General features: G+C 70.5%; 25 protein-coding genes and 2 pseudogenes. 4 read left to right on the forward strand and 23 right to left on the reverse strand.

Annotated features, from left to right (window positions below; translation table 11 throughout):
- The first annotated feature begins 75 nt into the window (after positions 1–75).
- Together ABD366_RS32485 and ABD366_RS32490 are read left to right on the forward strand one after the other, a co-directional pair.
- The gene (locus tag ABD366_RS32485; RefSeq protein ID WP_324770955.1) at positions 76–306 is read left to right on the forward strand and encodes a hypothetical protein; all 231 of its coding nucleotides are present in this window, start codon (positions 76–78) and stop codon (positions 304–306) included.
- On the forward strand, positions 299–1,372 hold the full coding sequence (locus tag ABD366_RS32490) for a response regulator (protein WP_324770954.1): 1,074 nt from the start codon (positions 299–301) through the stop codon (positions 1,370–1,372). Before ABD366_RS32485 ends, ABD366_RS32490 begins: the two co-directional genes overlap by 8 nt.
- Positions 1,373–1,385: 13 nt before the next feature.
- On the opposite strand, the gene ABD366_RS32495 is transcribed toward ABD366_RS32490, so the two are convergent.
- Positions 1,386–2,234: an SDR family NAD(P)-dependent oxidoreductase gene (locus tag ABD366_RS32495; RefSeq protein WP_324770953.1), complete on the reverse strand. Its 849-nt coding sequence runs from the start codon at positions 2,232–2,234 to the stop codon at positions 1,386–1,388.
- A gap of 146 nt (positions 2,235–2,380) precedes the next feature.
- Here ABD366_RS32495 and ABD366_RS32500 point away from each other — a divergent pair, with 146 nt between their 5' ends.
- Entirely contained in the window at positions 2,381–3,226 is an 846-nt protein-coding gene (locus ABD366_RS32500; RefSeq protein ID WP_324770952.1) for an aminoglycoside phosphotransferase, read from the forward strand.
- Between the two features lie 221 nt (positions 3,227–3,447).
- On the opposite strand, the gene ABD366_RS32505 is transcribed toward ABD366_RS32500, so the two are convergent.
- From ABD366_RS32505 to ABD366_RS32535, 7 genes are all read right to left on the reverse strand, one after another.
- Positions 3,448–4,020: a GNAT family N-acetyltransferase gene (locus ABD366_RS32505; RefSeq protein ID WP_324770951.1), complete on the reverse strand. Its 573-nt coding sequence runs from the start codon at positions 4,018–4,020 to the stop codon at positions 3,448–3,450.
- Positions 4,021–4,145: 125 nt separating this feature from the next.
- A complete protein-coding gene (locus ABD366_RS32510) occupies positions 4,146–5,006 on the reverse strand; it encodes a DUF72 domain-containing protein (protein WP_324770950.1) in 861 nt (286 codons plus the stop codon).
- A 129-nt stretch (positions 5,007–5,135) separates the two neighbouring features.
- Positions 5,136–6,281 carry a hypothetical protein gene (locus ABD366_RS32515; RefSeq protein ID WP_344442966.1) on the reverse strand — a complete coding sequence of 382 codons (1,146 nt, stop codon included), beginning with the start codon at positions 6,279–6,281 and terminating at the stop codon, positions 5,136–5,138.
- 290 nt (positions 6,282–6,571) lie between these two features.
- Positions 6,572–7,735 carry an oxygenase MpaB family protein gene (locus ABD366_RS32520; protein ID WP_324770947.1) on the reverse strand — a complete coding sequence of 388 codons (1,164 nt, stop codon included), beginning with the start codon at positions 7,733–7,735 and terminating at the stop codon, positions 6,572–6,574.
- Positions 7,736–7,797: 62 nt separating this feature from the next.
- Positions 7,798–8,850 carry a polyprenyl synthetase family protein gene (locus ABD366_RS32525; protein WP_324770946.1) on the reverse strand — a complete coding sequence of 351 codons (1,053 nt, stop codon included), beginning with the start codon at positions 8,848–8,850 and terminating at the stop codon, positions 7,798–7,800.
- Positions 8,843–9,130: a polyprenyl synthetase gene (locus tag ABD366_RS32530; RefSeq protein ID WP_324770945.1), complete on the reverse strand. Its 288-nt coding sequence runs from the start codon at positions 9,128–9,130 to the stop codon at positions 8,843–8,845. The genes ABD366_RS32525 and ABD366_RS32530 overlap by 8 nt, the downstream gene beginning before the upstream one ends.
- Before the next feature lie 313 nt (positions 9,131–9,443).
- On the reverse strand, positions 9,444–9,614 hold the full coding sequence (locus ABD366_RS32535; RefSeq protein ID WP_324770943.1) for an Lrp/AsnC ligand binding domain-containing protein: 171 nt from the start codon (positions 9,612–9,614) through the stop codon (positions 9,444–9,446).
- Between the two features lie 283 nt (positions 9,615–9,897).
- Here ABD366_RS32535 and ABD366_RS32540 point away from each other — a divergent pair, with 283 nt between their 5' ends.
- On the forward strand, positions 9,898–10,041 hold the full coding sequence (locus tag ABD366_RS32540) for a hypothetical protein (protein WP_324770942.1): 144 nt from the start codon (positions 9,898–9,900) through the stop codon (positions 10,039–10,041).
- Here the strand turns inward: ABD366_RS32540 and ABD366_RS32545 are convergent.
- From ABD366_RS32545 to ABD366_RS32610, 15 genes and pseudogenes are all read right to left on the reverse strand, one after another.
- On the reverse strand, positions 10,034–10,870 hold the full coding sequence (locus ABD366_RS32545; RefSeq protein ID WP_324770940.1) for an alpha/beta fold hydrolase: 837 nt from the start codon (positions 10,868–10,870) through the stop codon (positions 10,034–10,036). The genes ABD366_RS32540 and ABD366_RS32545 overlap by 8 nt on opposite strands.
- Positions 10,871–10,886: 16 nt before the next feature.
- Positions 10,887–11,927 (reverse strand): LLM class flavin-dependent oxidoreductase, encoded by a 1,041-nt coding sequence (locus tag ABD366_RS32550; RefSeq protein WP_324770939.1) that lies wholly within the window; start codon positions 11,925–11,927, stop codon positions 10,887–10,889.
- Positions 11,928–11,976: 49 nt separating this feature from the next.
- On the reverse strand, positions 11,977–12,297 hold the full coding sequence (gene fdxA / locus ABD366_RS32555; RefSeq protein WP_324770937.1) for a ferredoxin: 321 nt from the start codon (positions 12,295–12,297) through the stop codon (positions 11,977–11,979).
- Between the two features lie 7 nt (positions 12,298–12,304).
- On the reverse strand, positions 12,305–13,309 hold the full coding sequence (locus tag ABD366_RS32560; protein WP_324770936.1) for an NAD(P)/FAD-dependent oxidoreductase: 1,005 nt from the start codon (positions 13,307–13,309) through the stop codon (positions 12,305–12,307).
- A gap of 34 nt (positions 13,310–13,343) precedes the next feature.
- Complete coding sequence (locus ABD366_RS32565; RefSeq protein WP_324770935.1) at positions 13,344–14,192, reverse strand: 2-keto-4-pentenoate hydratase; 849 nt, start codon at positions 14,190–14,192, stop codon at positions 13,344–13,346.
- A 115-nt stretch (positions 14,193–14,307) separates the two neighbouring features.
- The gene (locus ABD366_RS32570; RefSeq protein WP_324770934.1) at positions 14,308–15,072 is read right to left on the reverse strand and encodes an IclR family transcriptional regulator; all 765 of its coding nucleotides are present in this window, start codon (positions 15,070–15,072) and stop codon (positions 14,308–14,310) included.
- Between the two features lie 196 nt (positions 15,073–15,268).
- Positions 15,269–15,433, reverse strand: a complete 165-nt coding sequence (locus tag ABD366_RS32575; RefSeq protein ID WP_324770933.1) for a hypothetical protein — start codon at positions 15,431–15,433, stop codon at positions 15,269–15,271.
- 106 nt (positions 15,434–15,539) lie between these two features.
- Positions 15,540–15,755: pseudogene (locus tag ABD366_RS43615) on the reverse strand (LysR substrate-binding domain-containing protein); the annotation flags it as partial.
- A pseudogene (locus ABD366_RS32580) lies at positions 15,748–16,215 on the reverse strand (CoA transferase subunit A); the annotation flags it as partial. The pseudogenes ABD366_RS43615 and ABD366_RS32580, both read right to left, overlap by 8 nt.
- A 17-nt stretch (positions 16,216–16,232) precedes the next feature.
- Positions 16,233–17,021, reverse strand: a complete 789-nt coding sequence (locus ABD366_RS32585; RefSeq protein ID WP_324770931.1) for an SDR family NAD(P)-dependent oxidoreductase — start codon at positions 17,019–17,021, stop codon at positions 16,233–16,235.
- A complete protein-coding gene (locus ABD366_RS32590) occupies positions 17,018–17,773 on the reverse strand; it encodes an SDR family NAD(P)-dependent oxidoreductase (RefSeq protein ID WP_324770930.1) in 756 nt (251 codons plus the stop codon). The genes ABD366_RS32585 and ABD366_RS32590 overlap by 4 nt, the downstream gene beginning before the upstream one ends.
- The gene (locus ABD366_RS32595) at positions 17,770–18,741 is read right to left on the reverse strand and encodes a fumarylacetoacetate hydrolase family protein (protein ID WP_324770929.1); all 972 of its coding nucleotides are present in this window, start codon (positions 18,739–18,741) and stop codon (positions 17,770–17,772) included. The genes ABD366_RS32590 and ABD366_RS32595 overlap by 4 nt, the downstream gene beginning before the upstream one ends.
- 85 nt (positions 18,742–18,826) lie before the next feature.
- Positions 18,827–19,765 (reverse strand): VOC family protein, encoded by a 939-nt coding sequence (locus ABD366_RS32600; RefSeq protein WP_324770928.1) that lies wholly within the window; start codon positions 19,763–19,765, stop codon positions 18,827–18,829.
- A 6-nt stretch (positions 19,766–19,771) separates the two neighbouring features.
- Positions 19,772–20,794, reverse strand: a complete 1,023-nt coding sequence (locus ABD366_RS32605) for an amidohydrolase family protein (protein WP_324771043.1) — start codon at positions 20,792–20,794, stop codon at positions 19,772–19,774.
- A gap of 17 nt (positions 20,795–20,811) precedes the next feature.
- Positions 20,812–21,945 carry an FAD-dependent oxidoreductase gene (locus tag ABD366_RS32610; protein ID WP_324770927.1) on the reverse strand — a complete coding sequence of 378 codons (1,134 nt, stop codon included), beginning with the start codon at positions 21,943–21,945 and terminating at the stop codon, positions 20,812–20,814.
- Positions 21,946–21,955: the final 10 nt, after the last annotated feature.

The raw sequence follows: 21,955 nt of genomic DNA on the forward strand, positions 1-21,955 counted from the left end.
CCCCGGGCGGCAGCCGTGCCGCACGAATGACGGACATCCTCGTCGACCGAGCAGGGGTGAGCGGATGGAGACCCGATGGAACGGCCCTTATTGACGACCCGGGCGACGCTGGTGCTGCTGCTCGCGATACTCAGCGGGGCTGCCGCGGCAGCACTGTCCTGGTGGGCAGGGGAGGGACTTGCCCGCAGTGTGCTGGCCGGTCTTGCGACGACCGGGCTGGCCGTCTCGTTCTTCAACCGGTTGATCGCCGGTGAGAACGTACGGGGCGGCGCCCGCGGCGGGGGAGAGGAAGAGGAGCATGGGTGAACTCAGGCCGCTGGGCAGCGATCTTCCCGAGGCCACCCGCGTATTGGCGCAGGCGCTGCGGGAGTTGTTCGAGGGGCTGGAGATCTCGGTGCGCCGGTACGCGGCGCGTCGCCGGCTCGACCCCGGCACCCTCTCCCGTTACCTGAACGGCACCCGGATGCCATCGTGGAAGGTCGTGAGAGAGCTGCTGGCCGATCTCGGCGAGCACCGGGGCACTGCGGTGACCCCCGAGGCCATCGAGCTAGTCCGGGAGATGTACCGGGCCGCGGCGGAGGCCGGATCCTCGCACCAGGCGATGGAGGTGCTCGAGGACCAGTTGGCTGATGCCGACCGCAGGTCTCGCCGCTCCAGCGTCCAGGGAGACGTCCTGGGAGACGCCCTGCTCGAGCGGACGAACCGCATCCACGACCTCGAGGTGCGTCTGTCCCAGTTGGAGGCCGACTGGAAGGCCGAGCGGGGTCGCGCCGACCAACTCGCGGCCGCCCACCCCAATGTCTCCCAGCTGATCGAGGAACGCGACGTACTTCAGCAGCAAGCTGTGCGCCTCGAAGAGGAGCTGCGCGGTGCTCGCCAGGAACGGGCCGCTGCCGAAGAGCGCTGCCAACTGCTGGAACGACAACTCGAGGCCCTGGAGCGTCCGGCGACGCTTCCGGCGCTGCCGGACACCGGCGTACCGAAGATCCTCATCGTGGACGACCAGCCCGACAACCTTCTGGCCATCACCGCCGTCCTGGGCACACTGGACCAGGACCTCGTCACGGTCGCGTCCGGACGGGATGCTCTGAAGGCCCTCCTGGACAACGACAACTTCGCCGTCATCATCATGGACGTACAGATGCCCGACATGGATGGCTACGAGACGGCCGCACAGATCAAACGCCGGCACCGCAACCGGGACGTTCCCATCATCTTCCTCACCGCAATGGGCGCGGATCCGGTACATACCAGCCGGGGATATCTCTCGGGCGGCGTCGACTACATCACCAAACCCTTCGACCCGTGGGCTTTGCGGGCGAAGGTGGCCGTCTTCACGCAGATCCACATCGAACGGCGCATGACATCGTGAACTCCCGGCGGGATCATTGCCGGCCGGGGTTCCGATAGCGCGGGGCGAGTGTGCTGGTGGAGGAGGCTCTCAGTCCGGTTTCCGCCGCGGTGATGCGGTCCACCGCCGTGTCGTCGACCAGTCCTGGCACGCATACGACTTCGCCGGTCTCCAGGGCTCTGAACGATGCGGTCACCACGTCCTCGACGGGCATGCCTCCGTCGTCGTGCACGCGTGCTTGCTCACCGCCGACCGGTTCGTGGCCCTGGGCGAGGTGGAACTCAGTGGCGGTCAGACCGGGGCACAGTACCTGGACTCGGATCGGGGACCCGTCCAACTCCGCGGCGAGGGTTCGGCTGAAGGTGACCACGTACCCCTTGGTCCCTCCATAGACCGCACGTGTCGGCAGGGGACCGGGCGGCAGCGAGCCGGCGAAGGCGAGGGTGGACGCGACATTCACCACGGTGCCGTGGCCGCGGGCCAGCATGCCCGGCACGGCTGCGCGAGCGAGCCGGGTGACCGCCACCACGTTCACGGCGAGCACTTTCTCCAGAAGGGAGGGGTCGGTTTCGGCGAAGGGGCCGTAACCGTTGATGCCCGCGTTGTTCACCAACACATCGATGTCGTCCTCGGCGGCCCGCCGGACGATCCGGTCCAGATCGCCGGTATCGCTCAGATCCGCAACAAGGGTTTCCACGCGCACGTCGTGTTTCTCGGCCAGCTCCGCGGCCAGCGCCCGCAGGCGCTCCGCGCGACGGGCCACCAGCACCAGGTCGTGGCCGCTTGCAGCGAGCCGTCGTGCGTAGGCCGCACCGATGCCCGAGGAGGCGCCGGTCACGATCGCTGTTCCTCTGCCGCGCGAAGGTTCCAGATGAGTGGTCATGGTGCTCCTTTTTCGTGGATGCTATGGCGCGGACGTCCCGCAAACGAACAACCGCCGGGCGCACACGTGTCGCGGGTCGGTGTGACGACCGGTGCCGGGTGAAAAGAAGGTGCACTGGGCACGGCGGTGTCGGCAGGATGCCTGGCGTGACCGAGCTGCCGAGCAACGCCGTGCCTGCCCCTGCCGTCCTCGATGCCTTCGGTGTGAAGGGGACTCCCGTTCCGCTGGTTGGCGGGCAAGGACGAAGCGTTCTCGTCGGTGGGTTTGTGTTCAAGCCGGCGGAGGGAGCCGAGGACGAGGCCGAGTGGGCTGCCACTCTGTTCGAGGCGCTGGCACAGGGCAGCGGCTTCCGCGTCCCGTTGCCGCTCCGCGCCGTCGGCGGGCGGAGCGTCGTGGACGGCTGGACGGCGAGCGAGTTCCTGACCGGCGAGTCCGGTCCGCAGGAACACTGGACTGGTGTGCTCAGCGCCGGTCGTGCCTTCCATGCCGCCCTGCGACAGGTGCCCCGGCCCGACTTCCTTGACCGGCGTACGCACCCCTGGGCCGTGGCCGACCGCGTTGCCTGGAACGAGCGGGACATCGACGTGATCCAGGACCTCGCCGCGCCGTTCTCGGCTCTGCTGGAGTCGAGGCGCCCGGTGGAGCAGGACGCGGCTCAGCTCATCCACGGCGACCTCACCGGCAACGTGCTCTTCGCCGCGGACGAAGCGCCTGCCGTGATCGACTTTTCGCCGTACTGGCGGCCCCCGGTGTTCGCCGAGGCCATTGTGGTCGTAGACGGTCTGCTGTGGTTCGATCTTCCGTCCGACCTGCTGACGGGTGGCAGCGATCATCCCGACTGGCAGCAGATGTTGATTCGTGCGCTGATCTTCAGGCTCGTCGCACACAGCGAGAGTGCCGCACCCTTGGAGCGGGCTCGGCCTGGTGAGCGAGAGCGGTATGCAAGGGCAACCGACGTCGTGGTACGTACGTTGGCCGCCCTCAAGGAGTAGCCCTCGTGCTCGGCGGCTCAGCCGGCCCACGTGGTGTCGAACCGCCTGGCCGTGCGGGGTCCGGTGGTCGGCGACGTCCGTGCGAGCCGGGGCGCTTGTCGTGATCCATTGTCCAGAGCGCCGGGTACGGAAGTGACCTCTGCATCACTTGACCACGGATCTCTGCGCGGTCGACCATGCGCTCGGCCGGCTGCTCAGACCCCAGGACAGGGGGCGGCTCTCTAAAGGGCCCGCGGCGGGACAGCCGACGGCTTCCACTCCCGCCTGATCAGCCCGTACACCCATGAGTCGGACACCTCGCCGTTCACGACGCAGTCTTCGCGCAGCGTTCCTTCGCGTACGAAGCCGATCTTCTCCAGCACCCGGGCAGATCCCGCGTTGCGCGTATCGGCCTCGGCCTGTACCCGATTCAGGTCCAGCGTGTCGAATGCCCACCGCAGCAGCGCGTGTGCGGCCTCCGTCGCGTAGCCGTTGCCCCACAGCGCGTCGTCGAGGCAGTAGCCCAGCGACGCGCTGCGGTAGACCGGGTTCCAAGCGGTCAGACCGCACCAGCCGACGAAGGCCCCGTCAGATGCACGGTCGATGGCGACCCGCGCTCCGGTGCCTTCGTCCGCCAACTCCTGGCACCTGGCGATGAAGCGATCGGCGCGGGCCGGTTCGTCCCACGTCGGGGAGTCCCAGTAGCGCATCACGTGGGCGCTGCCGTGCAGCGTGTAGAGGCGGTCCGCGTCGGCGTCGCTGAAGGGGCGCAGTCGTAGGCGAGCGGTGTGCAGTGTGGGCGTGGCCAAAGTCATGGGCCCCATCTTGCGACCGCACGGGGCGGGCTGAACACCAAATATTCGTGCCTGGCCCGGTGGTCGTTCGGGGCTGTCCCGGGGCCTCGGCGCCGTGGTGAGACGGATGGTTGGGAACCTGGCCGTCACACGTGCAGCCGGGACTCGCGCAGCAGTCGGCTCATTTGTTCGGCAGCCCGCACGGCGGCGTCACCGCAGCAGTTGTTGAACAGCACGTGGACCCGCTCCACCCGCCCGGCGAGCTCCCGCAAGCGTGGCAGCCAACCGGACAGTTCGGCTTCGGTGTACGTGTACCGGAAGCGGTCCTCCTTGCTTCCCCGGCCCCACGACGTGCTGCGCCCGTGGAACCGCACGACGGCAAGTCGGGCATCGGCGACGGGGGTGACGGGAGGCAAGGAGGACGGCAGTCCCTGAGCCATGTCGACGGCGACCGCGGCCATGCCGAGGTCCGCGAGACGCGCGCACGTCAACTCGGCCTGTCCCGCACGCCACCAGCCGGGATGCCGGAACTCCACGGCGACCGGCCAGCCGGCTGTGCGCCGCGCGGTCTGCGCCAGTACCCGTTCGGCTCGGGCCCCGGGCCGCAACCACGGCGGGAACTGGAACAGCACGCTGCCGAGCCGCCCGGCGTCCCGCAACGGCGCGATGCCTTCGGTGAACCGCGCCCACACCTCGTCGAGCACGCCGGAATCCTCGGCGTCGGGCGGCAGTCCGCCCGGCATCACCGCCGCGCGGGTGGGATGCCCGGTCAGCAACGAGAACGCCTTCACGTCAAAGGTGAACCCGTCCGGGGTGCGTTGCGCCCACATCCAGCTGACACGTGCCTGAGGCAGGGCGTAATAGGACGCGTCGGCCTCGACGACCGGAAACCGCCCCGCGTAGTACCGCAACCGCCCCTCGGCGTCCCGATGCCCGGCCGGATACCAGCCGCTGCGCACGAGTGCCGGGTCTGTCCACGAGCAGGTCCCCACGAAGATGTCGCCCATGAGGGCCCAGTACCCAGGAAGCGAGAGCCTGCGCGTGGTTTTCCGCGCTGTCCGGGCGGACCCTCCCTCCTGAGCCGGCGTGTGGGGTGCGGTCCGCCGACCCGGGCCACGCATGTGTCCCCCCGGGTGTCAGTCGTCGGATGCGGGCCGCAGCGTGACCAGGTCGCGGCCGTCGCAGTAGGACAGCAGGCCTCTGTGTGCGTACGCCTGACAGCTGGAGACCGCGCTCCAGAGCTTCTTGTCCTCGTCGCCCAGCAGGACCAGCCGGTGTCCGTCCTGCCAGAAGCCGCTGCCGAGAAAAAGTGCGGAGGAGCTCACGCCACGCGGGCGGACCCGGTCGCTCCCGCTGTCGTCCAGACGCCGGTCCGGACGGCCCGGCCTGCGGATGAGGGCCGCGTCGGACAACGTCTGTTCGGACGCGGGCTGTTGGGATGTCAGGTAAGCCCCCCGGGCCAGTCGCCGGTGAGGGTGCAGGGTCCCGAAGTATGGGTGGATGAGGAGGGCGCCCTTGGCATCCGGCAGGACCATGCGGAACCCGAGGGTCAGAGGGAGCGAACGGTCCCAGCGGCAACCCGAGCGGGGGTCGCGTCGAGCCTGCGGTTGATCCCACACGAAGGTGTGCCGCCAACCGCGGTCCCCCTCCCCGGAGCCGACACCACTCGCCGCCACCGTGGCCTTACAGGTGCCTTCGGCCGGTGCCGTGACCAGGACGGTCCGGTCCCCGTCCCGCGCGATCCGGTCCACGACGCCGTCCGGCGGTCGCAGGCCTGCCACCCACTGCACTCCGCCGTCCTCAGGATCCAGGACACCGACGCGCCGACGAGTGATGACGTACGGGGAGCACGGCTCCGGCTGGGGCGCAGCGGGGTTCAGGGCATCGGCTCCGCAGGAATCGAGGACGCGTACGGCCCCGGGCACGGTGCGCGTCCACCGGCTCGCGCCCAGAGAACCCGGCCACGCGGTGATCTCGCAGGAGCCGGTGCGGCAGATCACTTCGAGCACGTTGCCCTCCGCGGCGAAGACCCGGCTCCCGGGAGTCACCGCTCGGTGCCAGAGGAGGCGGCCGTTCGCCGCGTCGATCCCTGCCAGCACGCTCGGACCGCGATCTCCCGCTCCGGCGCCCGCCACCCACACCTGACCGGCGAACATCGCGGAGTGAGGGGCGCCGAAGACGGGGGAGGTAAGGCGCAGTTCGTCGGGCAAAGTGGTTCGCCAGGCCGCTGCCTGAGGGCTCTTGAGGCGGGCCAGGACCCGGCCCTGGCCCAGCAGTTGCATGTCGGGACGGTTCAGGGCCCATGTCCCATCGGGGCCCGGGCGCACCGGCAGCGGCGTGCGCGACGCCTCTTCGGGCAAGGAGTGCCCGTCACCGAATGTCGGACCCTGCGGGGCGAAGCAGCCCGACACCAGCAGCATCACCAGTACCGCTGTCAACCCGCGCGACCAACCGGTCCTCGTCCTGGCCCTCGTCTTCGCCCCCATGATGGCTCCACGCTATGACCACCTGGGACGTGCGCGTCCACGCTTGCCGTCTTCGTGATGACCTCGTAGTCACGGCCCACCATGCGTCAGGTGGCCACGGTCGGCGCGGGCGGAGTCCAGCGGTGGGTGCTGGGCACGGTGGCGTTGACGCCGAAGTCCTTCTTGAGCTGTTCGGGGATGGCGTAGTGCATGACGCGGCCGCGGGTGAGGGAGGACAGTTCGAAGACGGTGGTGAGGTGCCCGATACGGTCCAGGGCCCAGGCGCCGAACGAGGAACGGTCCTCGATGCTCTCCAGGACGCCGAGCAGGGCCGGAACGGTCCGGGCGACCTTGTCCCAGGCGGTGCGCGGTACTTGGAGCCAGTCGGCGCAGGTGTCTCCGATGAGGTAGCGGATGAGAGCGGAGACGATGGGGTCGAAGAAGGTGCCGGGGACGACTTCCTCGTAGAGGTCGATCAATTGCCTGGTCAGGTGGGCACCTTCCGCGGACGGTCCCATGTGGCGGATCATGTAGAGGTCGAGGAACTGCCGTGCCTCCTCCAGGGTTTTGGGTACGGCCTCCTGGTCCACGCCGAGGATCGCTCCGACCACACGCCAGGCGTAGTAGTACGCCTCGGCGCCCTCCGTGGACATGTGGATGTTCAGGCGGTGCAGGCTGTCCAGGACGAGCAGGGAGAAGAACATCTGGCCGCCGATCATGTCCTCCTGACTGATCGGCGTGCCGAGCGTCCGCGTGTCCCAGCGGTCCTCGCGCTTGAGGTGATGGCGGATCGACGCGTGCAGCAGGCGCACCTTCTGCGCGGCGGGGATGAAGCGGCCGCCGGCCTCGAACGCGTCGGGCTGCATCAGGTAGACGGTGAACTGGCCGGTCTCCGCCATCCGTCTCGAGGGGTAGTCCAGGCCGTGGGTCGTGGAGAGCAGGCGGGCGACGTTCGGGACGACGTAGCAGGCGGGCATGGAGGCGAAGGACAGTGCCGTGGAGATGTGGACGTTGTTGTCGATGAAGAACAACCGCGCCTTCTCCATCTCGCCCCAGTCCACCCAGGACGGGGGGACGCTGGTCGCGTGGAGGTACTCGCGCGCGACGTCGGGCAACCCGTCGGGCAGGGGTGCGCCGGCAGTGGAGACGTAGCGCATCAAGGTGTTGAACTTCCCCACCTCTCCCCGGTCGAAGAGGGTGGCGACGACGGCGTCGGCGAGTTCGTCTCCGTCGAGGCGCAGGGCGTCCATCGAAGCTTCGGTGTAGGTCATGACAGCTGTTCCTTCCTGGCCGGCCGCTCTCGTGGTCGTGGGCGGCCTGTTCACGCCACGGATCAGTGGTGGCGGTCGGTGGCGGTGTACGCGAGGTCGGTCAGCGCCCCGCGTGCCTGCGCGGGCATACCGAGCCCGCCGAGGTGGCCGACGGCCTCCCTCACCCGCGCGGCGATCAGCACCTCCACCTGCTGCGGCGCCTTGAGCTCGCGCATCAGCTCGCGGACCGTGTGCAGGTCCGCTTCGTCGAGGTCGTGGCGGCCCAGCAGTCCGGCGAGCCGTTCACGCTGGGAAGGACCGGCGGCCTGCCAGGCCATGGCCAGCAACGTGGTGGGCCGGTGACCGCGGATGTCGTCCAGACCGGCCTTGCCCGTGTCGTCGGGTTCGCCGAACAGGCCGAGCAGGTCGTCACGGAGCTGGAACGCTTCCCCCAACGGCAGCCCGTACGCGCAGAGGCCCGCACGCAGACCGGACGCGGCACCCGCGAGCAGAGCGCCGATGAGCAGCGGCTGCTCGACGGTGTACTTGGCGGTCTTGTAGCGCACGACCTTCAGGGATGTGCCGGTGTCCGGCGGGGCGCCGGTGCTGAGAATTTCCAGGCATTCGCCCGCGATGAGCTCCCGCGCGAGTTCCGACCACACCGGCCGCGCCCTGGCCAGGTAGGCGACGGGCAGACCGCTGGTGGCGAACAACTGGCCTGCCAGCGCCATCAGATGGTCCCCGACGAGCATGGCGAGGGAGCGAGCCGCGGCCCGCGCGCGTGGGTGAGCGGTGACGGCGGTGCACAGCGAGATGTGAGCGGTGGGCAGGTTGTGCCGTAACGGACTGTCGTCGATGAGGTCGTCGTGGACGATCGCCGCCGCATGGACCAGATCCATCGAGGCGGCCGCCCGCAGGAGGGCATCGTTGTCGGGCTGCCCGGCCGCGCGCCAGCCCCAGTAACAGAAGGCCGTTCGTAATCGCTTGCCGTGGGCGGAGGCCGCCTGCAATTGCTCGGCCACCGGCTTCAGCGCGTCGTCGATCGCGAGCAGATGCCCGGCCTCCTCGGCCAGGAAGCCGGCCAGGAGGGCGTCGACGCGTTCCCTGAATCCGGCCTGGTCCCAGCGCTCAGGCATCGCTACCGGTCGCCGCCGCTCGCTCGGCCATGGCGTGCTGGGCCAGTACTTCCAGATGGGCGGGTGGGACGGTGGCGATACGGTCCAGGGCGATCCGGCCGCGGGCCATCAGGTCCTGCTGCGCGTCCCGGGCCAGTTCGCGTCCGTCCGACCGGCGCAGCAACTGCTGGACGAGGGAGGCGGCCGAGCCGATGGCGCCCACCGTCAGGTCCGCCAGCCCCGCCACGAGTAACACCGCCTGATCTTCCAGCCCTTGATCACGGCGTGCACCAGATGTCATGCGATTCTCCTCTGTCATCCCGGTACAGCCGGCCGTCCCTGTACTGCTGGTCGTCCCTGTACCGCTGGGGCACCAGGACACTCGACCGGGCACGACAACGCTTGCCCGTCAGTTGTAAACCACACCTTCGACTGATCGAATTCGAGTGTTGTCCGGAATGCAGGAGGCAGGTCGCCGCACCGTAGGGAGCGGCGTTCTGGGGGTCACCCATCCGAATGGCGCAGCGGTACGACTCCCACGCTGTGCCCGTCGCGGTCGAGGAGACGCCCCATGTGCTTGACCGTGCGCAGGACCACCGAGCGGTCGCGGACGCTCAGGTGGGGAGGGCCCGCGCGAGGTGGGACTCGAAGGCATGCACGTCGTGCAGGGCGCGCAGCCACACGTCGACGACCAGGTTGTGCGGGCCCGCCGTGATGGAGCATGAACGGACTTCCGGTACGCGGGAGAGCACCCGGCCGGTCTCCTCCACATACTGGCCGGGCACGGAGGCGAAGTACACCGCGGGCAGGGGCCGGCCGGACAGCGGGCGCGCCAGGTCGCAGCGGAGGAGCAGCCGGGAGGAGACCAGGGACCGCAGGTGGCGGCGGACCGTGGTCAGGGGAGCGTCCGTGGCGCTCTCGGCCGGATCTGCAGCGCCTGAACGACACCGCGGTCCAACTCGTCCAGTCCGTACGCGGCGTGTAGGAACACGGCGGGGTACGTCGTCATGATGTTCGTCGCCGCGCGGGTCATCGCGGTGTTCAACTGGTCGAACCTGGGCGTGCTGCTTGGTCGTCATCTCCGGCTCGGCGCTGTGGTCCCTGATCGGGCCGGTGTTCGTGCCGTTCCTTGCGGTGTGGCTCGCCATTCTCGCTGTGTTCTACGGCCTCGATCTGCCGTTGGGGCCCGGGGCGGAACTCAAAATCAAGTGACCGCGGGACCGTCGGCGCGGCCCACCCACTCCAGGACCGTCCGGGCGAACTCCGCCGGTACCTGCTCCGGCGCCGCCACATGTCCGTCGGACAGCACCCGGGTCTCGCAGCCGAGCGCGGCCGCGAACTTCGGAAGGGAAGGGAGCGAGAAGTGGTCCCCCGATGCGCAGACGGCGAGGGTACGCGCGGTGATCTGCGGCAGCCGGGGCTCCATGACGTAGCGGCGCAGCGACTCGTGGCCCTCCTCGACCCGGTCGAGGACGGTCAGCGCGTCGATGACGTACCGGGTCAGGGCCGCCTCCTCGCCCGGCCGGTAGAAGCCGCGCCGTCGGTCCCACAGCTCCCGCAGGTGCGAACCGTCGGGCTTCGGATCGACATGGTCGACACGGCCGTGCCCGCCCACGCCGCTGCGCTTCTCGTCGTCGACGAACGCGGTCGCCGACAGCGTCAGGCTCGCCACACGGTCCTGGAAACGGGCCGCGACCTCGACGGCGATCGCCCCGCCGGTGTGATGGCCGACGAGGTGGAACCGGTCGAGACCGAGCGCCTCGACCAGGTCACCCACGCCGTCCGCGAACCGCTCTACGGAATGGGGGCCCTCGGGCTTCGCGGAGGCCCCATAGCCCAGGGTGTCCATCGCGATCGCCCGGTACCGGGCACCGACCAGGGGGAGGACACCGAGGTATTCCGTCCAGGAGCGGGGCGTCTGGTGGAGCAGCAGCACGGGTTCGCCGTCGCCGTACTCCACGTAGTGCAACTGGCCGAAGCGGCTGGGCACATAGCCCTTGCGCAGCGCGTTCGTGTGCGGCGCGTTCGTCGTGTCCGTCATGCGTGGGTCGCTTACGTCACAGGGCCGGCAGCACCGAGGCGCCGACGGATTCGATGAGGTCGGTGGGTGGGTCGTACGAGCCGACGTGCTGAAGGAACACTCCCTTCACGCCGTCGGCGTGCAGGGCGCGCAGCCGACGCGCGATCTCGTCCGCCGTGCCGAAGAGACAGAACTCCTCGGCGAACCGCAGCGCCGCCGCGTCGTCGACCCACGCGGAGGCGACCCGCACGGCGGCGTCCCAGTCCTCGGCGTGCACCAGATCCGGGTACACGCCCTCGACGACGTCGGGCACGGCGACCTCGATGCCGGCAAGCGCGAGGAACGGGGCGCCGCCGTTCTGGGCGATCGAGGCGCAGATCGGCTTGATCCGTCGGGCCGCCGCCTCGATGTCGTCGGTCACCTCGCAGTACGCGGACACCGTCAGCGGCACCGAGGCCGCCGCACGGCCCGCCGCCCGCTCGCCCTCCCGGACCCGGGCCGTGGCGCCCGCCAGGGTGCGCGGCGAGACGCCGCTGAGCAGGATGACGCCGTCGGCCACCTCTCCGGCGAGCCGGACATTCCTCGGCCCGCTCGCCGCCAGATGCAGCGGCACGGCGGGGTGGGGGTCGCGCAGTCGGGAGCGGACCGTTCCCGCCGCGCCTGCGAACTCCCATGCGTCGCCGTTCAGGAGCGCACGCAACTGTGCGAGTCCCTCGCGCATCTCGGTGGTCGTGCTCTGGCGCAGGCCGACGGGCGCGACCGAGCTGTTGCCCACGCCGAGCCCCAAGGTGAAGCGCCCCGGGGCCAGTTCGGCGACGCTGCGCGCGGCGGAGGCGACGACGGCCGGGTGGCGGGTCACCAGATTGGTGACCGCCGTGCCCAGCCCGATCCGCTCCGTGCCGAGCGCGGCGGCGGTCAGCGTGGTGAACACGTCGCGCCACAGGAGCTGCGAATCCGGGAACCACGCGCTGTGGAAGCCGAGTTCCTCCGCCCTGCGCACTGTGGCCATGATCCGGTCGGCGCGGACGCAGGGCGGAATCCGGACACCGACCGCCAACCGGTGCGGCACGGGGTTCATGTGACGCGCCGCATGCCGTACGCGGCGTCGATGTCGCCCTCGGCGGTGCTCACCGAGTGCTCACCAGCGGAGTGTCGACGCCCACCGGGCCGAGCGGTGTCGCCCCGCCGGGGGAGCCGAGCGCGCTGTCGCGGCCGGGCAGGACCTCCACGAAGAAGGCCCGGTTGTCCTCGCGGAAGTCGGGATCCGCCTTGCGGTCCACCGTGATCGCCTGCTCGGGGCAAGCGACTTCGCAGGCGCCGCAGTCGATGCACTCCATGGGGTTGATGTAGAGCTTGCGCTCGCCCTCGTAGATGCAGTCGACCGGGCACTCCTCCATGCAGGACCGGTCCATGATGTCGACGCAGGACGCGCCGATGACGTACGCCATGGTGTGTTCAGTGCTCCCTCTCGGTGGAGTGGCCGGGGAACAGGGCCGCTTCCGGGTCGATGACGGTGGCCGCGTTGTTGACGGCGGTGGCGGCCTCGCCGAAGCCGACCGAGATGAGGCGGACCTTGCCGGGGTAGTCGGTGATGTCGCCCGCGGCGAAAACCCGGGGCAGATTGGTCGCCATGTGGGTGTCGACGGTGATCTTCCGGGCCTGGAGGTCGAGCCCCCAGTGCTGGAGCGGACCGAGGTCGGCGAGGAAGCCGAGGGCGGCGACCACGGTGCCGGCCGGGACGAGGCGGGTCTCCCTGGTCGTGCGGTGCCGGAGCTCCGCCTGCTCCACGCGGCCGGCGCCGATGAGCCGGCTCACCTCGCTGTCCGTGACGATCTCCACGCCGAGGGCGCGCGCCTTCTCCACGGACGCCGCGTGGGCGCGGAAGCGGGCGGTGCGGTGCACGAGAGTGACCGAACTGGCGATCGGCGCGAGGAGGGCCGCCCAGTCGAAGGCGCTGTCACCGCCGCCGACGACCACCACGTCCCGGTCCGCGTGCACGGACGGGTCCGGCACGAAGTACTCGAGTCCGCGCCCGAGGAACTCCTCGCCGGCGGGCAGCGGGCGCGGCGTGAACGTCCCCACGCCGCCCGTGATGACGACGGCCCTGGCCCGCACCGTCGCCCCCTGGTCGCTGCGGACGACCGGCAGTCCTTCGGCGTCGTGCGTCAGCTCGGCGGCCCGGTGGCCCAGGAGATAGCGCGGGGAGTACGGCTCGGCCTGGGCGACGAGACCGTCCACCAGATCGCGGCCGCGCACGGAAAGGAAGCCGGCGATGTCGAAGATCGGCTTCTCGGGGTACATCGCGCTGATCTGCCCGCCGAGCTGCGGCAGGACGTCCATGACGGTGACGGTCAGGCCGCGGAACCCGGCGTGGTACGCGCCGTAGAGGCCCGCCGGACCGGCGCCGATGATCAGGACGTCGGTGGTCAGGACGCCGCTTTCGTCGGTGAGTTGGCTCATGTCCGTGAGCGTAGGAACGAGGGGGTGGTTCTCCCTACGGAGTCGTTCCGGTGAGCAGGACGGTCCCGAACGGAACAGCCCGGAACGCAGTGAGGGGCCCGCCGTCCGGCGGGCCCCTTCGCACTCGTACTGTTTGTGCTGTCTCTCCTCGCCGACGCTCAGGCCAGTGAACGCCCGATGCCGAGTGCAGCCGTTCTGAGCGCCGTCGCGTACCCCGCCGCGTCCATTCGGTAGGTGGGCGCCGTGATCGACAACGCGCCCACCAGCGTGGTGCCCCCGGCGAACACCGGAACGGGGTTTCCCCACCCCGCTCGAGGGTCATGGCGGCCTCCACCGGCTCGAACTCGGTGAGCGGCTTGGCCGGGGCGCCGAGGACGTAGAGCGCGGAGGACCCGTTGTCCGCGACGGTGTCGCCGAAGGTGATGTCCCAGTCGGCGATCCGGCTGTCCACGATCTCCAGGGCGGGGACGGCGTGCGCCACCGCGGCCCGGATCTGCGCGGCGTCGAGCGGTCCTTCGGCGAGGTCGGCGCCCAGGACGAACGCGATCTCCGCCTCGACCTTCGGCTGCAGCAGCGTCTCCACCGGTACGGACGCCCCGTCCGCGACGCTCATGTCCGCGAACAGCACCCCGAAGTCCGGCTGTTCCACGCCCAGTTGCCGCTGCACGGCGGGGGAGGTGAGGCCGATCTTGCGGCCGGTGACGCTGCCGCCCGCTTCGAGGCGGCGCGCGGTCAGCAGCTCTTGGACGGCGTAGGCCGCCTTCACGTCGTCGCTGCCGATCAGATCGCGGACCGGGGGACAGGGAACACGGTCGGCGGTGGCACGCAGCAGACGGTCGGCCGCCTGCGCCACGGCGTCGTCGCCGGGAGAGGACTCGTTCATGCCCACAGCTTGAACACGGGGGCCGTCCCACGCCCAGCAATGAGTTCCGCCTCGCGGAACTCATCCGCCGATCAGTTCCAGTGCGGCAGCCGATCAGTGGCTGCGCGGTGGCCGATCAGTGGTTGCGCAGCTCCGCCCGGCGGCCGAGCGTCGCGGAGATCCCCGCCGCGGCGGCCCGCACACTGGTGGCGTGCCGGGCGGGCTGGAACCGGTGCACCGGGCCCGTCACACTGACCGCCGCCACGATCTCGTCCGACGGTCCGAAGATCCCGGCGGCCACGCAGACGATGCCGACCGCCGACTCCTCGTACTCGAAGGCCACACCCTTGGTGACGACGTCGGACAGCTGGCGCCTCAGCACGTCGACGTTGGTGATCGTCCGGGGCGCCTTGCGCTCCAGGGGCCCGCGCAACGCGGCCTCCCGCACTTCGGCCGGGGCGTGGCTCAGCAGCACCTTCCCGATGGCCGTCGCGTGCAGCGGCATGCGCCCGCCGAGCCGCGACGGGGAGTGGGCCTGCTGGTGGCCGCCCATCTTGGCGACGTAGACGACCTCGGTGCCCTCTCGGGTGCCCAGGTGGACGAGTTCGTGCGTGCGCTCGTACAGGTCCTCGAGGAAGGGCGTGGCCACTTCGAGCAGCCCGCGCTCGACGGACGCGCGCATTCCCAGCTCGAAGACGAGTCCCGACAGGCGGTAACGCTCCTGGACACGGTCCAGGAGCCGTGCCGCCACGAGGTCGCCGAGCACCCGGTGCAGGGTGCTCTTCGCGAACCCCGTACGTCGCCGCAGTTCGGTGAAGCCCAGGGTGGTGTCCTCGACGGTGAATGCCTGGAGCACGGCGAGGGCTTTGCTCAGGACGCCGCTCGGCGCGTCGTTGCTCAAGGGGGTCTTCTTTCCGGGGCATCGCAACGTGTCGACTGTACGGGACCACGAGTGGCCCCCGTGGTGACGCTGCGTGACCGACATCGACAGGGGCAGGGCGGATGAGCGACGGCAACCGAGACCTGAGGCCCCCGTCATCGCCGTGATTCCGACAGCACGGGGTCGGTCTCCCGGGCGACCGCGACGATCTCCTTGATCAGAAGGCTGGTACTCGCGGACGGCGGCCGGTCGGCGGCCGGTCGGCGATCGTGGTGATCCCGATCTCGCGCGGCACGGTGTCGAGCCCCAGGGGCAGCACGGCGAGCAGCGGGTCCCGTGCGCCGATCAGCATGGGCAGTGGAGCGACGGCGTCTGTTTCCAACAGGATCGTCCTCAGCGTGAGGATCGTCGAGCACTCGATGATGTTCGCGGGGAGGGGCAGGCCCCCGGCGGTCGAAGAGTTCGTCGATCTCCTGGCGCAGCCGGCTGTTCCGGCCCGGCAGGATCCACGGCAGGTCCATGAGGTCCTCGATGCCGCTGGTGGGTGCGGAGAGGCAGGGGTGCTCATGCCGAACGACGAGGCGAACCGGTTCCTCGTAGAGCCGTACGTGACGCAGCGTGGCGCGCAGGCTCGACGGCTGAAGCCGGCCGACCAGTACGTCCACTTCGCCTCGGGAGAGTTGCAGGCCGAGTTCCTCCGGCATCGCCTCGACGATCCTTCGGCGGGGAGGCCACGGCGACCGTGCCGTCGGGGGCGTAGCGCCAGGGCAGACCGCCGCGCGCGACCTCGGTGCCCACGCCGGCCGGGGTGTAGAAGGCGGGGATGCCGCAGCCGCCCGCGCGCAGCCGTTCGGCGAGCGTGCCCTGCGGGGTGAGTTCGACCTCCAGCTCACCGGCGAGGTACTGGCGGGCGAACTCCTTGTTCTCGCCCACGTAGGAGCCGGTGACGCGGACGATCCGTTCCGCGGAGAGCAGGACGCCGAGACCGTGGCCGTCGACGCCGCAGTTGTTGGACACGACCGTCAGACCGGTCGCCCCCTGGGCGTGGAGGGAGTCGATGAGGACGGCGGGGATGCCGGAGAGGCCGAAGCCGCCGACGGCGAGGGAGGCCCCGTCGGGGATGTCGGCGACCGCCTCGGCGGCACAGGCGATGACTTTGTCCACGGTGGTGCGGGGTCCTTTCAGGGGAGCGGGTTGGGCGGGCCGGGTAGAACCGTCGACCAGCCTCCGTCGACGACGAGGTTGTGGCCGGTGATGTACGCCGCGTCGTCGGAGGCGAGGAAGAGGGCAGCCCGGACGACGTCGTAGGGCGAGCCGATCCGGCCGAGCGGGATGTGGTCGGCGGCGGCGCGCAGGGGGTGGTCCTCGGCGAGGAGGTCGCCGCGGGATCCTTCGGTGTCGATCATGCCGGGGCTGACACAGTTGGCACGGATGCCGAACGGGGCTCCCTCGGCCGCCAGTTGGCGGGTGAGCGCGATGACGGCGCCCTTGGACGCGGAATGGGCGGTCCGGCGGTTGCTCAGCGAACCGGTCAGGCCCGCGGTCGAGCCGACGGTCACGATGCTGCCGTGGCTGCGCTCGAGGTGCGGCCAGGCGAGATGGGCGGCGAGCCACACCGAGTCGAGTTCGGCGCGCAGCGTGAACGCGAAGTCCGCGTAGGGCTGGGTGTCGACGGCGCCGAAGCGGACGGCGCCCGCGTTGGCGTAGAGGATGTCGATACCGCCGAAGGCGGACACGGCTTCCTCGACCCAGGCCCGCACGGAGTTCTCGTCCGTCGCGTCGAGGGGCGCCGCAGTGAGGGCGACGCCGCCCGCGCGACCGATCAACCGCTGTGTCTCCAGGGCCTGTTCGTACAGCAGGTCGCCACCGACGACCAGCGCGCCTTCGGCGGCGAATCGCAGCGCCGCCGCTCGGCCCTGGCCGCGGGCCGTTCCGGAGATGAGGGCGACCTTGCCCTCCAGACGCTTCATGACTCCGCTCCGGGCCGCAGGGCGTCGGAGATCGACTTGGCGCCACCGTGAGCGGTGTAGCCGCCGTCGACCGGGATCTCGGCGCCGCTGATGAAGGAGGCGTCGTCCGACAACAGGAACGTGACCAGCGGGGTGATCTCGTCGACCGTGCCGGTGCGGCCGAGCGGTGTCTCGCGGATGTTGGCCTCCCTGAAGGCGGGGGCGGCCGACGCCGTCATCTCGGTCTCGATGAAGCCGGGATGGATGGTGTTGACGCGGATGCCGCGCGGCCCGAGTTCGAGCGCGGCCGTCTTCGACAGGCCGCGCAGCGCCCACTTGCTGGCCGTGTACGCGACCGGGTAGTGCCCGGTCAGCGCCGCCGATGAGCCGACGTTGACGATCGAGGCGCCGGGCGGCATCAGCGGGGCGAGGTGCTGGATGCCGAGCAGCGGGCCCGTGACGTTGACGGCGTGGACGCGCGCGAAGTCGTCGGCTCGGATCTCGTCGAGGCGGGCGCGCCAGGTGACGCCCGCGTTGTTGACCAGACCGTGGAGCGGCCCGTACGACTCCCTTAGCTCGGCGGCGAGTTGGGCCCACTGCGCCTCGTCGGTGACGTCGAGCGGACGGATGCCGGCCCCCTCGGTGACGTCGGTGGCGATGACGCGGGCGCCCTCCCGGGTGAGAGCCTCGGCCTCGGCGGCGCCCTGGCCGCGTGCCGCGCCGGTGACGACCACGACCTTGCCGAGGAGCCGCTTGGGATACAGGTCGCTCACGGCCGTTCCCGGGAGCGGCGCCGGCCGGCGGGCAGGGGAACCGGGGCGGCGCCGGGGGCGACGGTGTTGGTGAGCGTGCCGATGCCCTCCACCGTGAGGGTGACCGTGTCACCGGGCTTCAGCGGCGGCGGGGTCTGTTCGCCGCGCCGGCCCCAGAGTTCGGCGAGGCAACCGCCGTTGCCGCAGGTGCCGGAGCCGAGGACGTCGCCGGGCACGACGCGGGTGCCGCGGGAGGCGTAGGCGACCATCTCCTCGAAGGTCCAGCTCATGTTGGACAGCAGGTCCGTGCCGACCACCTGGCCGTTGATCTCGGCGGTGAGGGCCAGGCGCAGGAAGCCCTCGCCGTCGCGGTACGGGTCGAGTTCGTCGGCGGTGACCAGGTACGGGCCGAGCGTGGTGGCGGTGTCCTTGCCCTTGCAGGGCCCGAGCCCGACCTTCATCTCGGCGGACTGCAGGTCGCGGGCCGACCAGTCGTTGAAGACGGTGTAGCCGACGATGTGGTCGCGGGCCTGTTCGGGGGTGAGGTCACGGCCTTCGCGGCCGATGACGGCGGCCACCTCGAGTTCGAAGTCCAGGGCAGCGGAGCCGGGCGGCGTGGGGATGTCGTCCAGGTGGCCGAATATCGCGTGTGGGTTGGTGAAGTAGTAGGTCGGCGCCGCGTACCACTGTTCGGGCACCCCCGCGGTGCCGTCCACGGATCGCCGTACGCCCTCGACGTGCTCCTCGAAGGTCACGAAGTCCCGTACGGACGAGGGCTGCAGCGGGGGCAGGAGACGTACGTCGGAGATACGCGGTCCGGGCGGGACGTCGAGGGCCGCCGCCCCCGCGTCGAGCAGTCCGGGCAGGCCGCCGGTCGACGCGATCAGTTCGGACAGCGAGGAGACGCCGGGCAGCGGGAAGAGCGTGCCGTCGTTCTCGACGACGGCCACGTGCGGGCGGCCGCGGTACTCGTATGAGGCGAAGCGCATGGAGATCCTGTCGGGGCGGGACCGGGGGCGCGGCGGACAGCCAGGGCATGGACAGGGCCGCCGCGCCCCCGGAGCTCGGATGGGGTCAGACCGGCGGGGCGACGAACACGCCGCGGTCGGGGTCGTTGAAGGACTCCTTGGCGATGAGCTCGTTCATGGGGTTGGCGGTGCCCCACTGGTCGGTGACCTCGGGCTGCGAGAAGTCGTAGACGTGCGGGTGCCAGGTGTCCTCGTCGAGGAGCTCCAGCTCGGTCGTGTACTCGATGGTGTTGCCGTGCGGGTCGAGGAAGTAGGTGAAGGTGTTGTCGCCCGCCATGTGCCGTCCCGGCCCCCAGATCTTCTGGTACCCGGCGCGCATCACACGGCCGGAGCCACGCATGTACTCGTCGATGCCGCGCATCTCGAAGGAGACGTGGTGCAGGGCGGTGTGCGGGCCCTGCGCGATGGCCATGGAGTGGTGCTGGTTGGAGATCCGCATGAAGTGCATGACCTCGCCCATGTGCGGCGACGACAGCGTGTCGGACAGGGCGAAGCCGAGGTGGCGCTCGTACCACTCGCGGGTGCGGTTGAGGTCGGGGGAGTTGAGGACCACGTGGGAGAGCTTGACCGGGATGGCCTCCTTCTCCTCGATCTTGCGGTGCTCGCGCACGGCGACATCGGCCGAGACCTCGATGGTGCGGCCGTCGACGTCGAAGAACCGGAAGCCGTAGCCACCGCCCGGGGTGTCGACCGTTCCCGGCCGGGATATCAACTGGACACCACCGGCCAGGAGGTGCTCGGCGAGGGTGTCGACGTCGGCGGTGGACGCGGCGCCGTAGGAGACGAGGTCGAGGCGCTTCTCGTCGGCCTTGCGCAGTCGGACGACGTAGTTCTCCGGGCTGCCCTCGGCGGCGAGGAAGGAGATGCCGGAGTCCTCCTGGACCTTGGTCAGGCCCCAGACACCGGAGTAGAAGTCGAGCTGCTTGTCGTAGTCGGGCACGGCGAGGTCGACGTGGCGCAGATGGGTGAGCAGACGGTTGCTCATGATGTGTCAGTCCTTCCGGAGGAGGGCGGCCGCGGTGCCGCCGCGCACTGCTTCGAAGTCGGCGTCGGACAGGCGGGCGGCGCGCAGGGCGCCGAGGGGGTCCGTGGTGCCCATGTCGAAGGGGAAGTCGGACCCGAGCAGCACCCGGTCCGCGCCGGCCACGCGCACCAGTTCCCGCAGCACGCCCGGGTCGTGGACCAGGGAGTCGAAGTACAGGCGACGCAGGTAGCTGCTGGGCAGGTGGGCGCAGCCGGACCCGGCGTCGGGCCGGGCCTGCCAGGCGTGGTCGGCGCGGCCGATGTGGGTGGGCAGGTAGCCGCCGCCGTGCGCCGCGATGATCCGGAGGTCCGGGTGGCGGTCCAGGACACCCGAGAAGATCAGGTGGGAGAGGGCGACGGCGTTCTCGGTGGGCTGGCCGACGGAGTTGGACAGGTACCACCGGTCGAGCCGCTCGTCGAGGGTGCAGCCGAAGGGGTGGAGGAAGACGATCGCGCCGGTCTCCTCGGCCCGGGCCCACAGAGGCTCGTAGTCGGGGTCGGACAGTTCGCGTCCAGGGGCGTGGCTGGAGATCTCGACACCGGACAAACCCTGCTGGAGTGCGTGGTCGAGCGCGCGTACCGCCTGGGCGGGGTGTTGCAGGGGCACGAGGCCGAGGCCGCGCAGCCGGTCGGGCGCGGCCGAACAGTGCGCCGCGGTCGCCTCGTTGGCGAGCCGGTACACCTTCTCGGCCGTCTCCTCGTCGGCCCAGTAGTGGTAGTGCGAGGGGGAGGGGCTGACCAGCTGTATGTCCACGCCCTGTGCGTCCATCGCCGCGAGCCGGACCGCGGGATCGGTGAGGCGGGGGATGCGTTCCCCGATCATCGGGCCGTTGACCCGCAACGCGGCGGAGCCGTTGCGGCGGGCGTCCAGGGCTCGTGCGTCGGCGAGGCCCGGCAGGCCGTCCACCAGCGCCTCGATCCCGGGCAGGAGGACGTGGGCGTGCACATCGATGGTGGGTGGTGCTGTCACGGCGGTGCCCGGTGTCGTCATGGCGGTGTGTGGCGTCGTCACGGCAGCTCCCGCAGCATGGTCATGGTGCGGCCCATCAGGCCGGGCAGATCGGCGTCGCGGACGCCGTCGAGCTGCCACTGGCCGATCTGTACGGAGGCTTCCACGATGGGACGTACGCGGGCGACGCGTCGCTCGTAGTACGCCTGGAGGAGCGCGTCGTCCCAGGTGTCGGTGGCGGCGAGCATCTGGGTGAGCACCCAGGCGTCCTCCATGGACAGGGCCGCGCCCTGGGCGAGCGTGGGCGGACAGCAGTGCGCGGCGTCTCCGACGAGGACGACACGGCCGCGATGCCAGGAACCCTCGACCAGCATCCGGTCGAACCAGGTGTAGTTGACCTGGGCCGGGTCGGTGATGTGCGCGGTGATCTCGGGCCAGTTGCCGCCGTAGTGCCGGGCCAGGGCGCGCATCTCGCCCGCGTACGAGTCGGCCGGGATGGCGGCCCGGTCGCGGTTGGCCTCGACGACGTACGCATACAGGGTGTCGTCGCTGGTGGGGCAGTATCCGGCGATGTAGGCGGGGCCGCCGTAGGCGAGGTCGGTGCGGGTCACACCGGCCGGGCGGGGTGCGGCGACGCGCCAGATGGCCATGCCGGTGGGCTCGGGCCGGTCGGTGATGCCGATGGCGGCGCGGGTGGCGGAGCCCAGGCCGTCGGCGGCGATCACCAGGTCGTAGCGGTTCTCGGTGCCGTCGGAGAAGCGGACGGTGACACCGTCGCCGGCGGACTGGTCCAGGGACAGGGGGCGAACGCCGAGCCGGACGGTCGCACCACTGGCGCGGACGGCGTCGATGAGGATGCGCTGCAACTGCGGGCGCTGCATACCTACGGTGGCGGGCAGGTCGTCGCCGCCGGTGCGCAGGTCTTCCGCCACATGCAGGACGGTGCCGTCGGGGGTGGTGATGCCGACCGCGCCGAAGCCGTAGCCGGACTTCTCCACCTCGTCCCAGACGCCGAGTTCGCGCAACACACGAAGGGCGTTGCCCTGGAGGGTGATGCCGGATCCCGCGGTGGCGTTCCAGTCGTCCTTGGCCTCGACCAGGTCGACCGTGATCCCGGCGCGGCGCAGCAGGATCGTGGCGGCGTTGCCTGCCGCGCCACCGCCGATGACGAGGACGGTGCGGGGTGTGCTCATGAATGACTCC

The organism is Streptomyces kunmingensis, from assembly GCF_039533535.1.
Taxonomy (GTDB): domain Bacteria; phylum Actinomycetota; class Actinomycetes; order Streptomycetales; family Streptomycetaceae; genus Streptomyces; species Streptomyces kunmingensis.

What these genes read in the sequence shown, in the direction of transcription:
- ABD366_RS32485 (WP_324770955.1), top strand. Translation starts at nt 76, where the DNA reads ATGGAACGGCCCTTATTGACGACCCGGGCGACGCTGGTGCTGCTGCTC.
- ABD366_RS32490 (WP_324770954.1), top strand. Translation starts at nt 299, where the DNA reads ATGGGTGAACTCAGGCCGCTGGGCAGCGATCTTCCCGAGGCCACCCGC.
- ABD366_RS32495 (WP_324770953.1), bottom strand. Translation starts at nt 2,234, where the DNA reads ATGACCACTCATCTGGAACCTTCGCGCGGCAGAGGAACAGCGATCGTG.
- ABD366_RS32505 (WP_324770951.1), bottom strand. Translation starts at nt 4,020, where the DNA reads ATGACTTTGGCCACGCCCACACTGCACACCGCTCGCCTACGACTGCGC.
- ABD366_RS32510 (WP_324770950.1), bottom strand. Translation starts at nt 5,006, where the DNA reads ATGGGCGACATCTTCGTGGGGACCTGCTCGTGGACAGACCCGGCACTC.
- ABD366_RS32515 (WP_344442966.1), bottom strand. Translation starts at nt 6,281, where the DNA reads ATGCAACTGCTGGGCCAGGGCCGGGTCCTGGCCCGCCTCAAGAGCCCT.
- ABD366_RS32520 (WP_324770947.1), bottom strand. Translation starts at nt 7,735, where the DNA reads ATGACCTACACCGAAGCTTCGATGGACGCCCTGCGCCTCGACGGAGAC.
- ABD366_RS32525 (WP_324770946.1), bottom strand. Translation starts at nt 8,850, where the DNA reads ATGCCTGAGCGCTGGGACCAGGCCGGATTCAGGGAACGCGTCGACGCC.
- ABD366_RS32530 (WP_324770945.1), bottom strand. Translation starts at nt 9,130, where the DNA reads ATGACATCTGGTGCACGCCGTGATCAAGGGCTGGAAGATCAGGCGGTG.
- ABD366_RS32545 (WP_324770940.1), bottom strand. Translation starts at nt 10,870, where the DNA reads ATGACGGACACGACGAACGCGCCGCACACGAACGCGCTGCGCAAGGGC.
- ABD366_RS32550 (WP_324770939.1), bottom strand. Translation starts at nt 11,927, where the DNA reads ATGAACCCCGTGCCGCACCGGTTGGCGGTCGGTGTCCGGATTCCGCCC.
- fdxA (WP_324770937.1), bottom strand. Translation starts at nt 12,297, where the DNA reads ATGGCGTACGTCATCGGCGCGTCCTGCGTCGACATCATGGACCGGTCC.
- ABD366_RS32560 (WP_324770936.1), bottom strand. Translation starts at nt 13,309, where the DNA reads ATGAGCCAACTCACCGACGAAAGCGGCGTCCTGACCACCGACGTCCTG.
- ABD366_RS32565 (WP_324770935.1), bottom strand. Translation starts at nt 14,192, where the DNA reads ATGAACGAGTCCTCTCCCGGCGACGACGCCGTGGCGCAGGCGGCCGAC.
- ABD366_RS32585 (WP_324770931.1), bottom strand. Translation starts at nt 17,021, where the DNA reads ATGAAGCGTCTGGAGGGCAAGGTCGCCCTCATCTCCGGAACGGCCCGC.
- ABD366_RS32595 (WP_324770929.1), bottom strand. Translation starts at nt 18,741, where the DNA reads ATGCGCTTCGCCTCATACGAGTACCGCGGCCGCCCGCACGTGGCCGTC.
- ABD366_RS32600 (WP_324770928.1), bottom strand. Translation starts at nt 19,765, where the DNA reads ATGAGCAACCGTCTGCTCACCCATCTGCGCCACGTCGACCTCGCCGTG.
- ABD366_RS32605 (WP_324771043.1), bottom strand. Translation starts at nt 20,794, where the DNA reads ATGACGACACCGGGCACCGCCGTGACAGCACCACCCACCATCGATGTG.
- ABD366_RS32610 (WP_324770927.1), bottom strand. Translation starts at nt 21,945, where the DNA reads ATGAGCACACCCCGCACCGTCCTCGTCATCGGCGGTGGCGCGGCAGGC.